General features: G+C 68.6%; 17 protein-coding genes. 8 read left to right on the top strand and 9 right to left on the bottom strand.

Annotation, left to right across the window (positions count from 1 at the left end; translation table 11 throughout):
- Positions 1 to 9 precede the first annotated feature (9 nt).
- Together C560_RS0113235 and C560_RS0113240 are read left to right on the top strand one after the other, a co-directional pair.
- Entirely contained in the window at positions 10 to 1,026 is a 1,017-nt protein-coding gene (locus C560_RS0113235) for an asparaginase (protein ID WP_018776171.1), read from the top strand.
- A 13-nt stretch (positions 1,027 to 1,039) separates the two neighbouring features.
- The gene (locus tag C560_RS0113240; protein ID WP_026538574.1) at positions 1,040 to 1,459 is read left to right on the top strand and encodes a sterol carrier family protein; all 420 of its coding nucleotides are present in this window, start codon (positions 1,040 to 1,042) and stop codon (positions 1,457 to 1,459) included.
- A 64-nt stretch (positions 1,460 to 1,523) separates the two neighbouring features.
- Here C560_RS0113240 and C560_RS0113245 read toward each other — a convergent pair whose 3' ends face one another.
- The 4 genes from C560_RS0113245 to C560_RS0113260 all read right to left on the bottom strand — a co-directional run bounded on the left by C560_RS0113245 (position 1,524) and on the right by C560_RS0113260 (position 5,073).
- Positions 1,524 to 2,285, bottom strand: a complete 762-nt coding sequence (locus tag C560_RS0113245) for an SDR family oxidoreductase (RefSeq protein WP_026538575.1) — start codon at positions 2,283 to 2,285, stop codon at positions 1,524 to 1,526.
- A 189-nt stretch (positions 2,286 to 2,474) separates the two neighbouring features.
- Positions 2,475 to 2,792, bottom strand: a complete 318-nt coding sequence (locus C560_RS22675) for a hypothetical protein (RefSeq protein WP_155855783.1) — start codon at positions 2,790 to 2,792, stop codon at positions 2,475 to 2,477.
- Positions 2,793 to 2,851: 59 nt separating this feature from the next.
- Entirely contained in the window at positions 2,852 to 3,157 is a 306-nt protein-coding gene (locus C560_RS23860; protein ID WP_018776175.1) for a hypothetical protein, read from the bottom strand.
- A 128-nt stretch (positions 3,158 to 3,285) separates the two neighbouring features.
- The gene (locus C560_RS0113260; protein ID WP_026538576.1) at positions 3,286 to 5,073 is read right to left on the bottom strand and encodes a glycoside hydrolase family 15 protein; all 1,788 of its coding nucleotides are present in this window, start codon (positions 5,071 to 5,073) and stop codon (positions 3,286 to 3,288) included.
- 160 nt (positions 5,074 to 5,233) lie between these two features.
- On the opposite strand from C560_RS0113260, the gene C560_RS0113265 reads away from it, so the two are divergent.
- A complete protein-coding gene (locus C560_RS0113265) occupies positions 5,234 to 5,989 on the top strand; it encodes a DUF72 domain-containing protein (protein ID WP_026538577.1) in 756 nt (251 codons plus the stop codon).
- A gap of 75 nt (positions 5,990 to 6,064) precedes the next feature.
- Positions 6,065 to 7,132: an App1 family protein gene (locus C560_RS0113270; RefSeq protein WP_051082386.1), complete on the top strand. Its 1,068-nt coding sequence runs from the start codon at positions 6,065 to 6,067 to the stop codon at positions 7,130 to 7,132.
- Between the two features lie 67 nt (positions 7,133 to 7,199).
- Here C560_RS0113270 and C560_RS0113275 read toward each other — a convergent pair whose 3' ends face one another.
- Positions 7,200 to 8,723 carry a GH1 family beta-glucosidase gene (locus tag C560_RS0113275; RefSeq protein ID WP_026538578.1) on the bottom strand — a complete coding sequence of 508 codons (1,524 nt, stop codon included), beginning with the start codon at positions 8,721 to 8,723 and terminating at the stop codon, positions 7,200 to 7,202.
- A 123-nt stretch (positions 8,724 to 8,846) separates the two neighbouring features.
- Here C560_RS0113275 and C560_RS0113280 point away from each other — a divergent pair, with 123 nt between their 5' ends.
- Complete coding sequence (locus C560_RS0113280) at positions 8,847 to 9,395, top strand: TspO/MBR family protein (RefSeq protein ID WP_026538579.1); 549 nt, start codon at positions 8,847 to 8,849, stop codon at positions 9,393 to 9,395.
- Between the two features lie 44 nt (positions 9,396 to 9,439).
- On the opposite strand, the gene C560_RS0113285 is transcribed toward C560_RS0113280, so the two are convergent.
- The 3 genes from C560_RS0113285 to C560_RS0113295 form a co-directional block, all read right to left on the bottom strand.
- Positions 9,440 to 9,829, bottom strand: a complete 390-nt coding sequence (locus C560_RS0113285; RefSeq protein WP_026538580.1) for a hypothetical protein — start codon at positions 9,827 to 9,829, stop codon at positions 9,440 to 9,442.
- A gap of 106 nt (positions 9,830 to 9,935) precedes the next feature.
- Complete coding sequence (locus C560_RS0113290; protein WP_026538581.1) at positions 9,936 to 10,301, bottom strand: J domain-containing protein; 366 nt, start codon at positions 10,299 to 10,301, stop codon at positions 9,936 to 9,938.
- A 66-nt stretch (positions 10,302 to 10,367) separates the two neighbouring features.
- Entirely contained in the window at positions 10,368 to 10,796 is a 429-nt protein-coding gene (locus tag C560_RS0113295; RefSeq protein ID WP_026538582.1) for an Hsp20/alpha crystallin family protein, read from the bottom strand.
- Positions 10,797 to 10,932: 136 nt separating this feature from the next.
- Between C560_RS0113295 and C560_RS0113300 the strand changes: the two genes are divergently transcribed.
- Positions 10,933 to 11,220: a MerR family transcriptional regulator gene (locus tag C560_RS0113300; protein ID WP_018776184.1), complete on the top strand. Its 288-nt coding sequence runs from the start codon at positions 10,933 to 10,935 to the stop codon at positions 11,218 to 11,220.
- A gap of 6 nt (positions 11,221 to 11,226) precedes the next feature.
- Here the strand turns inward: C560_RS0113300 and C560_RS0113305 are convergent, their stop codons facing one another.
- On the bottom strand, positions 11,227 to 12,009 hold the full coding sequence (locus C560_RS0113305) for a phosphatase PAP2 family protein (RefSeq protein ID WP_026538583.1): 783 nt from the start codon (positions 12,007 to 12,009) through the stop codon (positions 11,227 to 11,229).
- A 262-nt stretch (positions 12,010 to 12,271) separates the two neighbouring features.
- Here C560_RS0113305 and C560_RS0113310 point away from each other — a divergent pair, with 262 nt between their 5' ends.
- Complete coding sequence (locus tag C560_RS0113310) at positions 12,272 to 13,921, top strand: purine-cytosine permease family protein (protein ID WP_231494347.1); 1,650 nt, start codon at positions 12,272 to 12,274, stop codon at positions 13,919 to 13,921.
- Complete coding sequence (locus C560_RS24010; RefSeq protein ID WP_331280270.1) at positions 13,918 to 15,087, top strand: cyclase family protein; 1,170 nt, start codon at positions 13,918 to 13,920, stop codon at positions 15,085 to 15,087. The genes C560_RS0113310 and C560_RS24010 overlap by 4 nt, the downstream gene beginning before the upstream one ends.
- Positions 15,088 to 15,153 lie beyond the last annotated feature (66 nt).

Consider the following 15,153-nt stretch of genomic DNA (forward strand, 5'->3'; position numbering starts at 1 on the left):
ACTTGCAGCATGGCTTTGAACCCGCATGCAACTTTCACAGTCGACTCCGCCGTCGAACTGGCAGTCATCGAACGCAGCGGCTTCGTGGAGTCCCGCCACATCGGCTCGGCGGTGGTGTTGGCCGCGGACGGGACAGTAGTGGTCGAGCTCGGCGACGTGAATGCGCCGATCTTTGCCCGGTCCACGCTCAAACCGTTGCAGGCCCTGGCATCGATGCAGTCCGGCGTACCCCTGCGGGGCGCCCAGGTGGCCATCGCGTGCGGCAGCCACGTCGGATCCTTGGACCACATGGACGTGGTCGAGGGCATGCTCAAGGCGGCCGGGGCCAAGGAAGACCAGCTGCAGTGCCCGGCCGACTGGCCCCAGGATGAGACCGCCCGGAACTGGCTCGTCCAGACCGAGCGCGGCAAGTCCCGGCTGGCCTTCAACTGCTCGGGCAAGCACGCCGCGTTCCTGTGGGCGTGCACGGAGAACGGCTGGGACAAGAACAGCTACCTCGAACCCAACCACCCGCTGCAGCAGCGCATCCGCTCCGTGATCGAGGAATACTGCGGCGAACGCATCACCCACCTCGGCATCGACGGTTGCGGCGCGCCCGTTGCCGCCGTCTCCCTGATCGGCCTCGCCCGGGCCTACTCGAAGCTGGCCAAGGCCCCGGGCGACAAGAACTCGAACGCGCGGGCCGCCACGATTGCCACATCCATGCTGGACTACCCGTGGGCCGTCCAGGGGCGCGGGCAGGCCAACACGATCGTCATGGACGAACTCGGCATCCTGGCCAAGATCGGCGCCGAGGGCGTGCTGGTCATGGCCACCCGCCAGGGCGTCTCGGTTGCCATCAAGATGCTCGACGGCAACATCCGGGCCACCACGCTCGTGGGGCTGACGCTCCTCGCGGCCTCCGGCGCCGTCGAAATCCCTGAAGTGTCCAGCGTCCTGGACAAGGTGGTGGACCCGGTGCTGGGCGGGGGACGCCCGGTAGGCAAGATCCGGCTCGGGCGGGCCGTCGCGGCACTGCTGGACTAGGAGACTCAGGAAAGTGGCTGTATCGCGCCGTCGCATTGCCGTGGACGAGGGCCGCGCAGCACTCGCCGCATGGCAGGACGCCACCGCTCCCGCGCCGGGAACCGGCGTACCGGCCGCAGGGGTCCCCGGCCCTGCAGGACCCGGCGCCGTCCCGCGCACCACGATCGCGACGGCGGTGCGCTACTGCCTGGAAGAAGTCACCGCGCGGGCGCCCGGGAACTCCGTGGAGGTGCGCGTCCCGCCGTTCGGCGTCACCCAGTGTGTGGAGGGCCCGCGGCACACGCGCGGCACCCCGCCAAACGTCATCGAGTGCGACGCCGACACCTGGCTGGCGATGGTCAGCGGACGATTGAGCTGGGCCGACGCCGTCGCGGCCGGCCGTGTTGCCGCCTCGGGACTGCGCGCGGACCTGTCCGCCCTCCTGCCCCTCTAGAAGCCCCCGGATGCGGCGTCCGGCAGAACCCCCACCGGCAGGACCCACCAGCCGTGCCCGCGCCTCAGCCGCGCCCGATGAACGGCATGCCCGCAGCTGTCACCACGAGGGATCCCACGTTGGCCGACGCCGGCATCCCGGCCATCAGCAGCACGGCCCGGGCGGCGTCCTGCACCGCAAATGTCGGCTCGGCCCGCAGGCTGCCGTCTGCCTGGGCCGCCCCGGAGCCGACGCCGATCTCCTCCATGAGCTCCGTCGCCGCATTGCCGATGTCGATCTGTCCGCAGCTGATGCCGAACCCGCGCCCGTCCAGGTCAATGCTCTTGGTCAGTCCCGTGATCGCGTGCTTGGTCACCGTGTAGGCCACCGTCCGCGGCCGGGGCGAATGCGCCGCGACCGAACCGTTGTTGATGATCCGCCCGCCCTGGGGCGACTGGGCCTTCATGGCCCGGACGGCGGCCGCGGCGCAGAGGAGAGATCCGGTGAGGTTCACGGCAACGGTCGCGTCCCAGTCCTCCAGGGTGATCTCGTCCACCGAGGCGGCGGGGCCGAACACGCCGGCGTTGTTGAAGAGCACGTCCACCCGTTCCCACTGCCCCAGCGCCGCGGAGAAGAGCCGCTCGACGTCGGCGGGGACGGTGACATCGCAGGGGACCGCGAGCGCCTGGCGGTGGCCGGCCGCGGTCTCACGGAGCAGCTCTTCCCGCCGCCCCGCCAGGACCACCCGGTAGCCCTCGGCCAGCATGAGCCGGGCCACCGCACGGCCGATGCCGGAACCGGCTCCGGTGACGACGGCGACCCTTCCGGGGGTGTGGTGCTGGCTCATGAGGTCCTCCTCGACGGTTAGGCGCTGCCCGGCCAGCGTACCGCCGAGACGGCACATCGCGGCAGTGTTTCGCGCCCGGACCGCCGCGAACGCTCTCCTCGGGGGCGGCAGCGGCAGAGCGGGCTGGCGGCTGCAGCCGGTGCGGTGCGGTGCGGCCGGCCAGCCGGCGGACGGCCAAGCGGCAGCCGCCTAGCGGGAGTCGTCGCCGTGGTCCCGGGCCTGCCGGCCGGTGCGGTAGCCGGACCAGAACGCCAGCAGGAGCAACCCGATGCCGATCAGCGCGACCCCTGCCCAGGTCCACGGGCCCATGATCAGGAGCCCCTGCAGCACGACGGGCCCCGTCGGCAGCGGAGCATACGCGACCCAGCCAAAGTCCTCCTGCGGCACCGGCTGGGCAAGGAAAACCAGGCCGGCGACCAGCATGGCCGCGGCAGTGAGCGGCACCGCCACACGGCCGAGCAGATTCTTCCGGGCACGGCCGGTGTTCCGATTCCCCCGCTGCTCCATGGCCATACTGTAACCGCTCGGCGCGGGGAACCCTGCAGGGGACACTGCCGTCCCGAGGATCAGGTACGGGCCTGCGCCCTCTTGCCCGCCAGCGAGCTGCCCAAGGTGGAGTTTGAGCGCCCGGCGCCGCCGCGCCGCCCCCTGATCACCCGGGCGGACGAGCCGGGCACGGCGGGCCGTCCATCGGCGCTGCGGTCCCTGATCAGGCCGGTTCCGGCGATCTCCCTCGCCTGGGCCACGCCGGCCACGGCCGCTTTCTTGGTGGGAAACGTCACTGAGACCGCCAGCAGCTGTCCTGCCCCGTCCATCATCCGAATGCGGTAGCCGCCGTCGGGCGCGTCCACGAGCTCAAAATACCCCGCCATTGCACACTCCTCATTCCCTCGTATCCCCCGCCGGGATATTAGTAAGTGTACTTATTTTACGGTGCGGGGAAAGTGCTGAAGGTCCCGCCGGCGGTGGCCGCGGGCAGGGGCGGGGCCGCGGGCGCGGGTCACGGACGCGGCGTGTCGCTGCGGCGGACGCCATCTTCATGCAGTTCCAGCGCGCTCATCACGAGGGCAAAGTGGCTGAAGGCCTGCGGTGTGTTGCCCAGCTGCCGGCCCGTCTCCACGCCCCACTCCTCACTGAGGAGTCCGACGTCGTTGCGCAACGCCAGCAGGCGCTCAAACAGCTCCCGGGCCTCGTGGCGCCGGCCCGCCCCGATCAGGGCCTCCACCAGCCAGAAGGAGCATGCCAGGAACACCCCCTCCCCGCCGGGAAGCCCGTCGTCGCTCTGCGCCGGCAGGTAGCGGCGCAGGAAGCCGTCGTGCGTCAACTCGCGCTGGACCGCGTCGATGGTGCCGATGATGCGCGGATCATCCGGCGGGAGGAACCCCACCCGGGGCAGCAGCAGGAGGCTCGCATCCAGCTCCGGCCGCCCATAGGACTGCACGAACGTGTTGCGGCCGGCGTCGAACCCGTTGGCCATGACCTCGGCGTGGATGGCGTCACGCAGCTCCTCCCAACGGTCCGCCGGGCCGATCAGGCCGAAGTCCCGGACGCCCTTGACCATGCGGTCCGCCGCCACCCATGCCATCACCTTGGAGTGCGTGAAATGGCGCTGCGGGCCGCGCATTTCCCACAGCCCGTTGTCCGGCTGGCGCCAGGCCGTCTCCAGATGTTCCATGAGGGCCACCTGGACGTCCCAGGCGTCGTCAGTGTGTTTGAGCAGGGAGTTCCGCGTCAGGGACAGGCAATCGAGGACCTCGCCCCAGACGTCGAGCTGCAGCTGGCCGGCCGCACCGTTGCCGGTACGCACCGGCGCGGAGTTCTCGTAGCCCTTCAGCCACGGCAGTTCGAGCTCCGGCATCCGGCGCTCGCCGTGGAGCCCGTACATGATCTGCAGATCCGCCGGGTCCCCCGCGATGGCGCGGAGCAGCCAGTCGCGCCACGCGCCGGCCTCCTCCGTGTAGCCCGCGGCCAGCAGCGCCTGCAGCGTGAGCGTGGCATCGCGCAGCCAGCAGAAGCGGTAGTCCCAGTTCCGGGTGCCGCCGATCTCCTCCGGCAGCGACGTCGTGACGGCGGCCACGATCCCGCCGGTAGGGGCAAAGGTCAGGGCCTTGAGCGTGATCAGCGAGCGCTGGACGGCGTCGCGGTACCGCCCGGTGACCGTGCACTTCGCCGACCACCGAAGCCAGAACTCCTCGGTGGACGCCAGGACCGTTTCCGGGTTCACCGACCGCGGCCGGTGCAGGTGGCTGGGGCTCCAGGTCAGCACGAAGGGCACACGCTCCCCGGCCTTGACCGTGAAGTCGCTGACGGTATGCATCCGTTCACCGCGCAGGGGCGCATCGGTCACCAGATAGGCGGCATCGGGCCCGGCGACGGCGTGGATCCCCCGCTCGTCGTGGCGGACCCACGGCACAACATGGCCGTAGTCGAACCGGAGCGCCAGTTCGCCGCGCATCCGCACCGTGCCGCGGACACCGACCACGATCCGCACGATATCCGCCACCTCGTCGCGGGGTGGCATGAAGTCAATGATCCTGACCTTGCCCTCAGGCAAATCCCACTCGGTTTCCAGGATCAGCGTGCCCTTGCGGTAGCGGCGGCGGGTGCATTCGCCGCCGCCTGCCGGCGCCAGGAGCCACCGGCCGGCCGCGGGCGAATCGAGGAGGGCGCTGAAACAGGCCGGTGAGTCGAAGCGCGGCAGGCACAGCCAGTCGATGGAACCTTCGGTGCTGATCAGGGCCGCGGTATGCAGATCCCCGACCATTGCGTAATCCTCGATGCGTACCATGACACTTACAGTGCCACACCGCCGTCCCCCCGGCATGGGCGGAGGGCCCACGGTAAAGGCTGACGGTGAAGGCTGACGTGCGGCGGCGCAGTGGGTCGGCGCACGGGACCGGCCGGAGGACACGGATCCATCGCTGAGGGGAAAGGGCAGGGGACGGGGCATGGCAGCGCACGAGGCCACTGTGCGGATCGGCACGTCCGGCTGGAGCTATGACCACTGGGACGGGGTCCTCTATCCGCCAGGCCTGCCGGCCCGGGACAGGCTGGCCTACTACGCGGCACGCTTCGACACCGTGGAATTGAATGCCAGCTTCTACCGCTGGCCGAAAGAGGACTCGTTCGCCAGCTGGCGCCGCCGCCTGCCCGACGGTTTTGCCCTGTCCGTCAAGGCGCCCCGGGGCCTGACGCACGCCAAGAGGCTATACGCCCCGGAGGTCTGGGTGGAGCGGATCACCCGGTGCTGGCACGAACTCGGCGACAAGCGGGCCGTGCTGCTCGTCCAACTGCCCCCGGGCTTGGCGCGCGATGACGCCCGGCTGGACTACTTCCTGGCGGCTCTGCCCGGGTGGATCCGCGTCTGCGTGGAGTTCCGCCACCCCAGCTGGGACGACGACGCCGTGTACGCCCTGCTGGAACGTCACGGCGCGGCCTACTGCATCATGAGCGGCGCCGGGCTCCCGTGCGTGCTGCGCGCCACCGCGCCGTTCGTCTATATCCGGCTGCACGGCCCGGACCACGACGTCCTGTACGGCGGATCCTATTCCGATGGGGACCTGCGCTGGTGGGCGGACCGGATCCGCGAGTGGCAGGCCGGCGGGAAAGACGTCTACGCGTATTTCAACAACGACGGCGGCGGCAACGCCGTCCGCAACGCCGCCACCCTGCGCGGGCTGCTGGGTGAGCCGCCGCGCTGGTGATCCGGTGTGGCGGGGGCCGGGTCCCGGGGCTCCCGCCGGCACGGCCGGAGCCCGGCACTGTGGCAGAGTGGAGGCATGGAATTGGCGTCGCAACCAGCGCAGCAGCTGCCCGTGTCCGGCAACAGGGCCTTCCGGCTCGCCCACTGGGTGTCTGACACCGTCAACGGGGTCCGGCTCAAGACGGCCCGGCGCTGGAAGTTCAGCCCGCAGACCGTCGCCTATCAGGGCTACGGCTCGACGGAGTGGGTCAGGGTACTGGGCCGCGTGGTCCTCACCAGCCGGCCGGTGGCCGGCAGCAAGGCGGAACGGCTGGCCGTGAACGGCAACCAGAACTTCCGCGGCTGGCGGGCGTTCACGAGTGTCCCGGTCCAGTTCACCGAGGTGGAGATCCAGATCGGCGGCGTCACCACCCGCGTGCATGCCGACCGCGGCGGCCTGGTGGACACCCTGGTTCACGTGGCGTTGACCCCGGGCTGGCATACGGCCGTGCTGCGCGCCGAAGGAACGGAACCGGTCGAGGCCAGGATTTTCGTGATCTCCCCGGACACCAAGCTGGGCATTGTCTCGGACATTGACGACACCATCATGGTCACAGCCCTCCCCCGGCCCTTCCTGGCACTGTGGAACACCTTCGTCCTGAACGAACGCGCCCGGATGGCGACACCCGGCATGGCTGTCCTGCTGGATCGGCTCAAGGTGGAGCACCCGGAGGCGCCGGTGATCTACCTGTCCACCGGGCCGTGGAACGCAGCTCCCACCCTGGCCCGTTTCATCGCCCGGAACCTCTATCCCTCGGGTGCGCTGCTGCTCACGGACTGGGGACTGACGCACGACCGCTGGTTCCGTAGCGGCCAGGAACACAAGCGGCGGAACCTTGAGCTGCTGGCCCAGGAGTTCCCGAACATGCGCTGGCTGCTGTTCGGCGACAACGGCCAGCACGATGAAGAGATTTACTCCGGCTTCGCGCAGAAGCACCCCGACCAGGTGGCCGCGATCGGCATCCGGCAACTATCCTCCACCGAAGCAGTCTTTGCCGGCGGCCACTCCGACACCGGCGACCACTCGGAGTCCTCCGTCCCGTGGTTCTATTCGCCCGACGGGGCGGGACTGGCCAAGGGCCTGCAGGACCTGGATCTGCTCTAGGCTGCCCCCCCCCCCCCCCCGCTTTGGGGTGTCAGACTGCCGGATGCGGCTCTCCGGCGTCGGCCGTCTAGTCCTGCCCGCCGGCGCCGCTGGCGGGCTGCGAGAGGCTGGCGGGCCGCGCGAGGCTTTCGGACTCTCCGGCGGACGCCGCGCTTCTGGCCGCAATGACCTCCTGGAGCCAGTAGTAGGAGGCCTTCGGCGTGCGGACCTGGGTATCGAAATCGACGTGCACCAGACCAAACGGCTGCTTGTAGCCGGCGGACCACTCGAAGTTGTCCATGAAGGACCACACGTAGTAGCCGCGCAGGTCGATGGCCTCCGCGGCACCGCCGGGACGTGTCGCTTCCAGGGCCGTACCGATGTGGTCCGCGAGGTAACGCAGGCGCCGTTCGTCCGGGATCATCCGGCGGTCCGTCCCGACAGGGTGGACCACGATGTCCTCGAAACTCGCCCCGCCCTCGGTGATGTAGACCGGGGGCAGATCCGGGTAGCGGTCGGCCATCTCGGCCAGGGCGACGGACATGTATTCGGGCTTGACCGGCCAGCCGTAGGCCGTGGTCTCGGTGTCCGGGAACGGCGCGATGTGGAACGGCGCTCCGGGTGTTCCGCTGAGGTCGTCCCCCATGGCCTCGGCCATGCCGGGCGGCACGGCCCCTTCCCCCGGACCCGCCCCGACCAGGGTGGGCATGTAGTAGTTCAGGCCATAGAAATCCAGGGGCTGGGAGATCAGCTCCATGTCTTCGCTGGACGGGTTGAAAGACGACGAAAAGAACGTGGCGGCCCGGATGACATCCGGGTATTTGCCGAGCAGTACGGGATCGGCGTAGAGCCGGTTCTGCGCCACGTCCATGAGTCCGGCACTGACCTTGTCCAGCGGGTTCGCGGTGGCCGGGACCATCGGTGAGTAAACGTTGGTGATGCCGATGTCCCCCGGTACCTTGGCGGCACGCAGCGCCTGGAGCGCCAGGCCGTGGCCCAGCAGTTGGTGGTGCACGCTGGGGAGCGCCTTGAGCATGAGGGCCTGGCCGGGCGCGTGCATGCCCAGGGCGTAGCCGTTGGTGGTGACTGTGGCGGGCTCGTTGACAGTCACCCAGCGCTTCACGCGGTCCCCGAAGGCAGCGGCGGCGATGGCGGCGAAGTCCCCCAGCCGGTAGGCCGTGTCTCGGTTCATCCAGCCGCCGGCCTCGTCCAGGGGCAATGGGGTGTCCCAGTGGTAGAGCGTGGCCATGGGGGAAATGTCGTTGGCGAGCAACAGGTCGATCAGCCGGTCATAGAAGTCCAGTCCGGCGGGGTTCGCGGGCCCGCTCCCGCCGGGCTGGATCCTGGGCCAGGACAGCGAAAACCGGTACGAGTCGATCCCCAGGTCCTTCATCAGCGCCACGTCCTCGGGCATCCGGTGGTAGTGGTCGCAGGAAACGGCCGGGCTCTGGTCCTCAACGATCGAACCCGGCTTCGCGGCAAAGACGTCCCATCCGGAAGGGCCGCGGCCGTCTTCATCGAGTGCACCCTCGATCTGGAAGGCCGAGGTCGCCACGCCCAGGGTGAAGCCGGGCGGAAGAAGGGAAGCCAGATCGTTGGCGGAAGCGTTCATCGACGGGTACCTCTATGTAGTTTCGGTGGTTGGTTGACTGATCTTAGGCTCCGACGGGGGTGAGCGCCACGACCCGGGCCGTTTGACGCGCGCGGTGCCAACGGCCACTGTTGATCAGTGCACGTGAAAATTGAACAAGGCGTCAACCGCCGGCCGCCGGCGGCGCCGCCCAGCCCCGGCAGGCAGGCGGCGGCCCTCCTTTACTTCCTGGCGGTCTCCCACGGGGTGTCCTTCGTGGCGTCGCTGGCCATCATCGGCAACGCCGACGGCTGGTACGCGGCGGCAGAGAAGGCTCCGTGGACTCCGCCGGGCTGGGCCTTCGGAGCGGTCTGGACAGTGCTTTATACGACCATGGCAGTGGCAGCGTGGCTGGCCTGGCGCCGGGGAACAGGACTTCGCTCCGGGCGCGGCCGTGGCGCCATGACCGTCTATGTGATCCTGCTGCTCGTGAACCTCGCCTGGGCGCCCTTGTTCTTCGGCATGTACCCCATGGCCGGCGGGGCCGCCCTGTGGCTGGCCCTGCTGCTCATCGCCGTCCATGCGGTGGCCGCTGCCGTCACCGTGGTCCGGTTCGGCCTCATCAGCCGGGCGGCGGGCCTGCTCATGCTGCCATACGTCTCCTGGATCGTGTTCTCCCTGAGCCTGAATGCGTACGCCGCCGCCAGCAACTGATCCCTGGCATCATCTGATCCCTGGCATCAATCGGCCCCTGCTGTTCAGAACACCGAGGTCTCCGGCCCGAACAGGAAGACCTTGGCGTGCTCCACGGCCTTGCGGAAGGCATCATTCCGCAGCGTCACGAGCTGCTCAGCCTCGTCCATCGAGGGCTCCAGATACTCCGTGAAGCCGGGCCTCAGCACCCAGATATCACCCGCGGGCGGCAGGTAGAACACGCCAAAGGATCGGTGCTGGCTGTCTTCATCTGTCCAGACCGGGACCACGGCCAGCGCCGCGCCCGTGTCGATGTTGATCCATTGCGCACGGGGCAACGGGGCCTCATGCGCCTCTGGGTCCAGGAACGGCGCCGTTCCCTCCCCCCAGCGCTCTTCGAAGCGCTCGTGGAATACCGGCATCAGGTGCGAATCGTAACGGCGCCATGCGCTCATGGCCGCTCTCCTCCTCAGTGGATGGGACTGTTGGATAGGACTGCTGGATGGGACTGCCGGGTGGGCTTCCTGTCCGGTTCAGCGGCCCGGCCAGGAGTGTTCCCCGTCAGGGCCCGGGTTCCCAGCGGACGGGGAGCACGCGCACAAGAGGATCCCGATGCCGGATGATGCGCACCGGGATGTCGCGGCCGCCTTGGCCGGCATGGTCGTTCCGGTGATGGAAGGTGTCGTCCTCGACGGCGGGCCGCCAGCCGCCGGCGTCGTACTCCGCCCGGCTCCTGGCGTCCCGCAGCACGGCGAAAGCGTGCAGAATGGCGCCGACATCGGGAGGGTCGATGTCCAACTGGCCGATGTCGGGATGGTGCCGGCGCATCAGCGCCCGGAAGGCGCGGCCAATCTCCTGCCGTCCCGCCTCCGGCGAGACGTGCAAGAGCGCGTAGTAGCCGCGGGGATCAGGGTTCCTGCCGGACATGATCGGCCTCCGTTGCATGCAGCCGGAGCCGGAGCAACGCTGCGGGCGCCGCGCCGGCTCCGGGCGCTACTTCCCGATCTCCTGCATCTTGTCCTGCGAACGGGTGACTTCAATCTTCCGCGGCTTGGCCGCCTCCGCCACCGGGATGCGGAGCGTCAGGACGCCGTCGGCGTAGTTGGCCTTGACGTTCTCCGTGTCCAGGGTGTCGCCGAGGATCAGCTGGCGGCTGAACACGCCACGGGGGCGCTCCGAGACCGTCAGTTCCACATCGGGCTGCACCGGGTCCCGCCGTTCCGCCCGGACCGTCAGGACATTGCGCTCAATGTCGAGCCCGATCGAGTCGACATTGACCCCCGGAAGATCGAATACGACGACGAATACGCCCTCTTCCTCCCACGCGTCCATGGGCATGGGCGCCGGGCGCGCCACCGTGCCGAACACCTGCTGCGCGAGCCGGTCAAAGTCACGGAACGGGTCCGTCCGAATCAACATCATTTCCCACTCCTTTAGCGAGACTTGATCTGCATTCCTTCCACAACCCACCACTATTTATCTGTGGTAGTGGGTATAGATTTTTTATAGCACCGGTGAAACACTGATGCAAGGGAATTGCAGGAACGGGAGGAACGCCATGGCGGACCGCGGCACGAATACAGGCCTGTACGCCATCTCGGTGGTGGCGCAGCTGGTGGGCACGGGGCAGCAGAATATCCGGCTCTACGAGCGCCGGGGTCTCCTCGCGCCGGACCGCACCGCAGGTGGCACCCGGCAGTACAGCGACGCAGACCTCGCAGTGCTGCGGCGGATCGGCCAACTCCTGGCGGAGGGGCTTAACCTGGCCGGCGTGGCCAAGGTGATGGAACTGGAGGCAGCCAACGCCCGGCTGCGGGCCGAACTCAAGCGGGCGCGCAGCCGCTGACGGCGCTTAGTCCTGGCCCGCGTCGGCGGTGGACAGCGTCCCGGTGATCTGCTCGCCCGGGATCCGTGCCGTTCGCCAGGTGTCCAGAGCAATGACGCCGCCCAAGATCACGAGCGAGATCGAGAAGGCGCCCAGGGCGTCGGTCATCCAGTGGTAGCCGAGGTACAGGCGGCTGACGGCTGCGAAGAATATGCCGATCCCCGCCACAATGAAGGCGATGACAGCGGACACAGGGTTCTTCCGGCGCGAAAAGACCAGGTACGTGGTGACCAGCAGGAAATCGCACGCGCCCAGGACGTGCCCGGAAGGGAACGAGAACGTGGAGTCGGCGCCGAAAAGCATGAGCTCGATTGGAGGCCGGTGGCGTTCGACGATGCGGCCGATGACCTGCGCCAGGATGACGCCGGTCAGCATGGCGCCGGCCAGGAGCATCGGCCGCCAGGCGTGCTTGGCGAGCAGGCCCCAGGCCACCGTCACGATGAGGACGATGATTGGCAGGCCGATGGGGCCGAAGATGATCGCAAGGATGATCATGATGATGGTGGTCGGTTCCGCGCGCAGGGTCAGGAGCCAGGTTCGCACGGGCTCGTCCGCCGCCGAGATGCCGCCGTGCTGCAGGACTCCGGTGAGGATTACCACGAACAGCACGGCGCCCGTGATCATCAGGACGACGGCAGTGCGGTAGAGATTCCGGCGCGCCGCCACACTCATGTAGCGCTCCTCCACGACGAATTTTTCGTGGAAGGTCCGCCACCGTCCCCGGGGTTTGCCTGTCTGAGCCTGTGCCATGTCGCCGTGCCGCCTTTGCGCCGTGTAGTGGATAGTCCCCGTTGAAGATTATCCCTGTTCTTCTCCGGGCGGCAGGCACCCGGGCACCCGGGCACCGCGGGAGAGGTCCGGCCCGGCGGCCGGTTGCGTAATCTGCCGGCCGGACGGACCGATGCTTTGCTGTGAGCCGCTTCACAGTGTAGCCTCCAAACCAAGCAAGGTAGCCTCCAAAGCAACTTGTGATGCTTATGGAGCAACTCTCACGGAATCAATGATGAGCTGGATGGAGAACAATATGGTCGAGGAACAGCCTGCCGGCGCCCGCGCAGGGCGGAACCGCGGCAAGGTCACCGACGTGGAGACCTATGGCATTGAACGGATCCCCGAGAAGGACCGCAATGCCAGTGCCTTTGACTTGTTCAGGGTTTCGTTCGGCGGGGCCAACACCTTTGCCACGGCTTTCCTGGGCGCGTTTCCGATCCTCTTCGGCCTGTCATTCTGGCAGGGGCTCGCCGCGACGGTGGCGGGCCTGGTTGTCGGCGCCCTCCTGCTGGCACCCATGGCCGTCTTCGGCCCCACGAACGGGACCAACAACGCGGTGTCCTCCTCCGCACATCTGGGCGTGCACGGCCGGGTGGTCGGATCATTCCTGTCGCTGCTGACCGCGCTGGCATTTTTCTCCATCTCGGTCTGGAGCTCCGGCGATGCCCTGGTCGGCGGGCTGAACCGGCTGGTGGGCCTGCCGCAGGACATGGGCTCGTTCGCCGTCGCCTACGGCCTCTTCGGTGGACTCGTCCTGGTGGTCTGCGTCTACGGGTTCAAGTTCATGCTGCTCGTGAACAAGATCGCCGTCACCGCGGCCACCCTGCTGTTCGTTGTCGGCTTCATCGCCTTCGCGGGTGACCTGAACCTGAACTTCGAGGGTGCCTTCGGGACCGGGTTCGACGGCGTCGGCGTCGCAGGGTTCATCCCGGCGTTCATCGGCGCGGCCCTGATCGTCATGTCCAACCCCATCTCCTTCGGCGCGTTCCTGGGCGACTGGGCGCGCTACATCCCCACCGCCACCCCGAAGCGCAGGGTCATGGGTGCGGCGCTGCTGGCCCAGCTGGCCACCCTTATTCCGTTCGTCTTTGGGCTGGCCACGGCGTCCATCATCGCCACCAAAGCGCCGGAATTCATGGACCCGGCGGCGCCGAACTACGTCGGCGGCCTGTTGGCGATCTCCCCCGCCTGGTACTTCATCCCGCTCTGCGCCATCGCCCTGATCGGCGGCATGTCCACCGGGGCGTCGTCGCTGTACGGGACCGGCCTTGACTTCAGCAGCGTCTTCCCGAGGTTCAACCGGGTCCAGGCCACCCTGTTCATCGGGATCCTGGCGATCGCCTTCATCTTCGCCGGCCGCTTTGCCTTCAACCTCGTCCAGAGCATTTCCACGTTCGCCACCCTGATCGTGACCTGCACCGCGCCGTGGATGGTGGTGATGATCCTCGGTTTCATCACCCGCCGCGGCTGGTACGACGCCGACGCCCTCCAGGTATTCAACCGGCGCCAGACCGGCGGACGGTACTGGTTCAACCACGGCTGGAACCTGCGCGGCATGACGGCCTGGCTGGTCAGCGCCGCGGCCGGGCTGAGTATGGTGAACATGCCCGGCCAGTTCCAGGGGCCCCTGGGCAACCTGGCGGGCGGCGTGGACATCAGCCTGCCGGCATCGCTGGCGCTTGCAGCCGTTCTCTACCTCGGGCTGCTGTGGATCTTCCCGGAGCCGCGCGGAGTGTTCCCGGCCGCCGGGCCGCGCTGGATCCCTTCGAAGGACACCCCGGTGCCGCCGGTCATCGATGCGGCTGGAAACACCGTCGCTGCCGGAACATCGGAGGCGGCCGGGCCGGGCTTGCCCGGCGACCGGGACACGGAACTGGTGGGCCAGCGGTGACGTGGTTCGATCTCAGCGTTCCGCTGCACACCGGAATGCCTGTCTACCCCGGCGACCCTGAGGTCCGGATTGCAGCGGCGCTGACCGTGGAGGCCGACGGCGCCAACGTGCTCTCGCTCGGACTGGGCTCCCATTCGGGCACCCACGCCGACGCACCCCTGCATGTGGGCGAGGGCTGGGCAGCTTTGGACGAACTGCCGCTGTCTCTCTTCGGCGGCATCGCCGAAATCGTGGATGTCCGGGACGTGGCCCGCGGCGGCGCCATCACCGCCGCGCAGCTGGCGGGGATCGCCCCGGCGGGCCCAGGTGGGGCTTCTGGGGATTCCGGGGGTCAGGACAAGCCAGCAAAGATCCTGCTGCTGCACACCGGCTCCGCCGCGGCGTGGGGAACGGAGGAGTACCTCAAGCATCCCTGGCTGGAGGCGGCGGCGGCGCAACTGATCGTGGACCGCGGCTACCGCGCCGTAGGCCTGGATGCCCTCAGCGTGGATCCCAGCTCGCCCGGCGCTTCGGACGGAACTTCAGACGGCAACCCGGCCGGCGGCGGCTTTCCCGCCCACGCCGTCCTGGCCGGGAACGGCTGCATCATCGTGGAAAACCTCACCGGGCTGGAGCAGGTCCAGCGGGCCAGGGACGCCGGATCCGACGTCGAGCTCTTCCTCTTTCCCCTCAATATCCCCGGGGCCGACGGCGCCCCGGTCCGGGCCGTGGCCCGGACGCTGCCGGCGGCGGAGCTGCCGGCCGCGGAGCTGCGGCCGGCTGCGCTCCGCCCCCTCAGCCGCGAGGAGGTGCAGGATGCGGCGGACCGCCTGGTCGCCGCCTTCGCCGCCACGGACACCGAGACCTACTTTGCCGCCTTCAGCCCGCAGGCGACCTTTATCTTCCATCCGGAAGCCCAGCGCCTTGGTTCCCGCTCCGCCTACCGCACCCTTTGGGACAGCTGGCTCGCCGGTGGCTGGCGGGTGCTTGAATGCCGGAGCAGCGAGCAGGATATCCAGCTCCTCGGGGCTACCGCGGTGTTTTCGCACCGGGTCGCCACGACCGTCCAGATTGACCGGGACGGTGGCCGCGATACGAGCGATGAACGCGAGACCATCATCTTCTCCCGTGCCCCCGACGGCGGCATCGTTTGCGTCCACGAGCATCTTTCGGCCTGCCCGCAATGATGCCGGGTGATCAGACTCACTGGGACCACCCGTGCCTGGATGGATCTGCAGGTCAGCCGCCCGCGG

The organism is Arthrobacter sp. 9MFCol3.1, assembly GCF_000620385.1.
GTDB lineage: Bacteria > Actinomycetota > Actinomycetes > Actinomycetales > Micrococcaceae > Arthrobacter.

What these genes read in the sequence shown, in the direction of transcription:
- C560_RS0113295 (WP_026538582.1), bottom strand. Translation starts at nt 10,796, where the DNA reads ATGATGTTGATTCGGACGGACCCGTTCCGTGACTTTGACCGGCTCGCG.
- C560_RS0113305 (WP_026538583.1), bottom strand. Translation starts at nt 12,009, where the DNA reads ATGGCACAGGCTCAGACAGGCAAACCCCGGGGACGGTGGCGGACCTTC.
- C560_RS23860 (WP_018776175.1), bottom strand. Translation starts at nt 3,157, where the DNA reads ATGGCGGGGTATTTTGAGCTCGTGGACGCGCCCGACGGCGGCTACCGC.
- C560_RS0113290 (WP_026538581.1), bottom strand. Translation starts at nt 10,301, where the DNA reads ATGTCCGGCAGGAACCCTGATCCCCGCGGCTACTACGCGCTCTTGCAC.
- C560_RS0113275 (WP_026538578.1), bottom strand. Translation starts at nt 8,723, where the DNA reads ATGAACGCTTCCGCCAACGATCTGGCTTCCCTTCTTCCGCCCGGCTTC.
- C560_RS0113265 (WP_026538577.1), top strand. Translation starts at nt 5,234, where the DNA reads ATGGCAGCGCACGAGGCCACTGTGCGGATCGGCACGTCCGGCTGGAGC.
- C560_RS0113285 (WP_026538580.1), bottom strand. Translation starts at nt 9,829, where the DNA reads ATGAGCGCATGGCGCCGTTACGATTCGCACCTGATGCCGGTATTCCAC.
- C560_RS0113245 (WP_026538575.1), bottom strand. Translation starts at nt 2,285, where the DNA reads ATGAGCCAGCACCACACCCCCGGAAGGGTCGCCGTCGTCACCGGAGCC.
- C560_RS0113270 (WP_051082386.1), top strand. Translation starts at nt 6,065, where the DNA reads ATGGAATTGGCGTCGCAACCAGCGCAGCAGCTGCCCGTGTCCGGCAAC.
- C560_RS0113300 (WP_018776184.1), top strand. Translation starts at nt 10,933, where the DNA reads ATGGCGGACCGCGGCACGAATACAGGCCTGTACGCCATCTCGGTGGTG.
- C560_RS22675 (WP_155855783.1), bottom strand. Translation starts at nt 2,792, where the DNA reads ATGGAGCAGCGGGGGAATCGGAACACCGGCCGTGCCCGGAAGAATCTG.
- C560_RS0113260 (WP_026538576.1), bottom strand. Translation starts at nt 5,073, where the DNA reads ATGGTACGCATCGAGGATTACGCAATGGTCGGGGATCTGCATACCGCG.
- C560_RS0113235 (WP_018776171.1), top strand. Translation starts at nt 10, where the DNA reads ATGGCTTTGAACCCGCATGCAACTTTCACAGTCGACTCCGCCGTCGAA.
- C560_RS0113310 (WP_231494347.1), top strand. Translation starts at nt 12,272, where the DNA reads ATGGAGAACAATATGGTCGAGGAACAGCCTGCCGGCGCCCGCGCAGGG.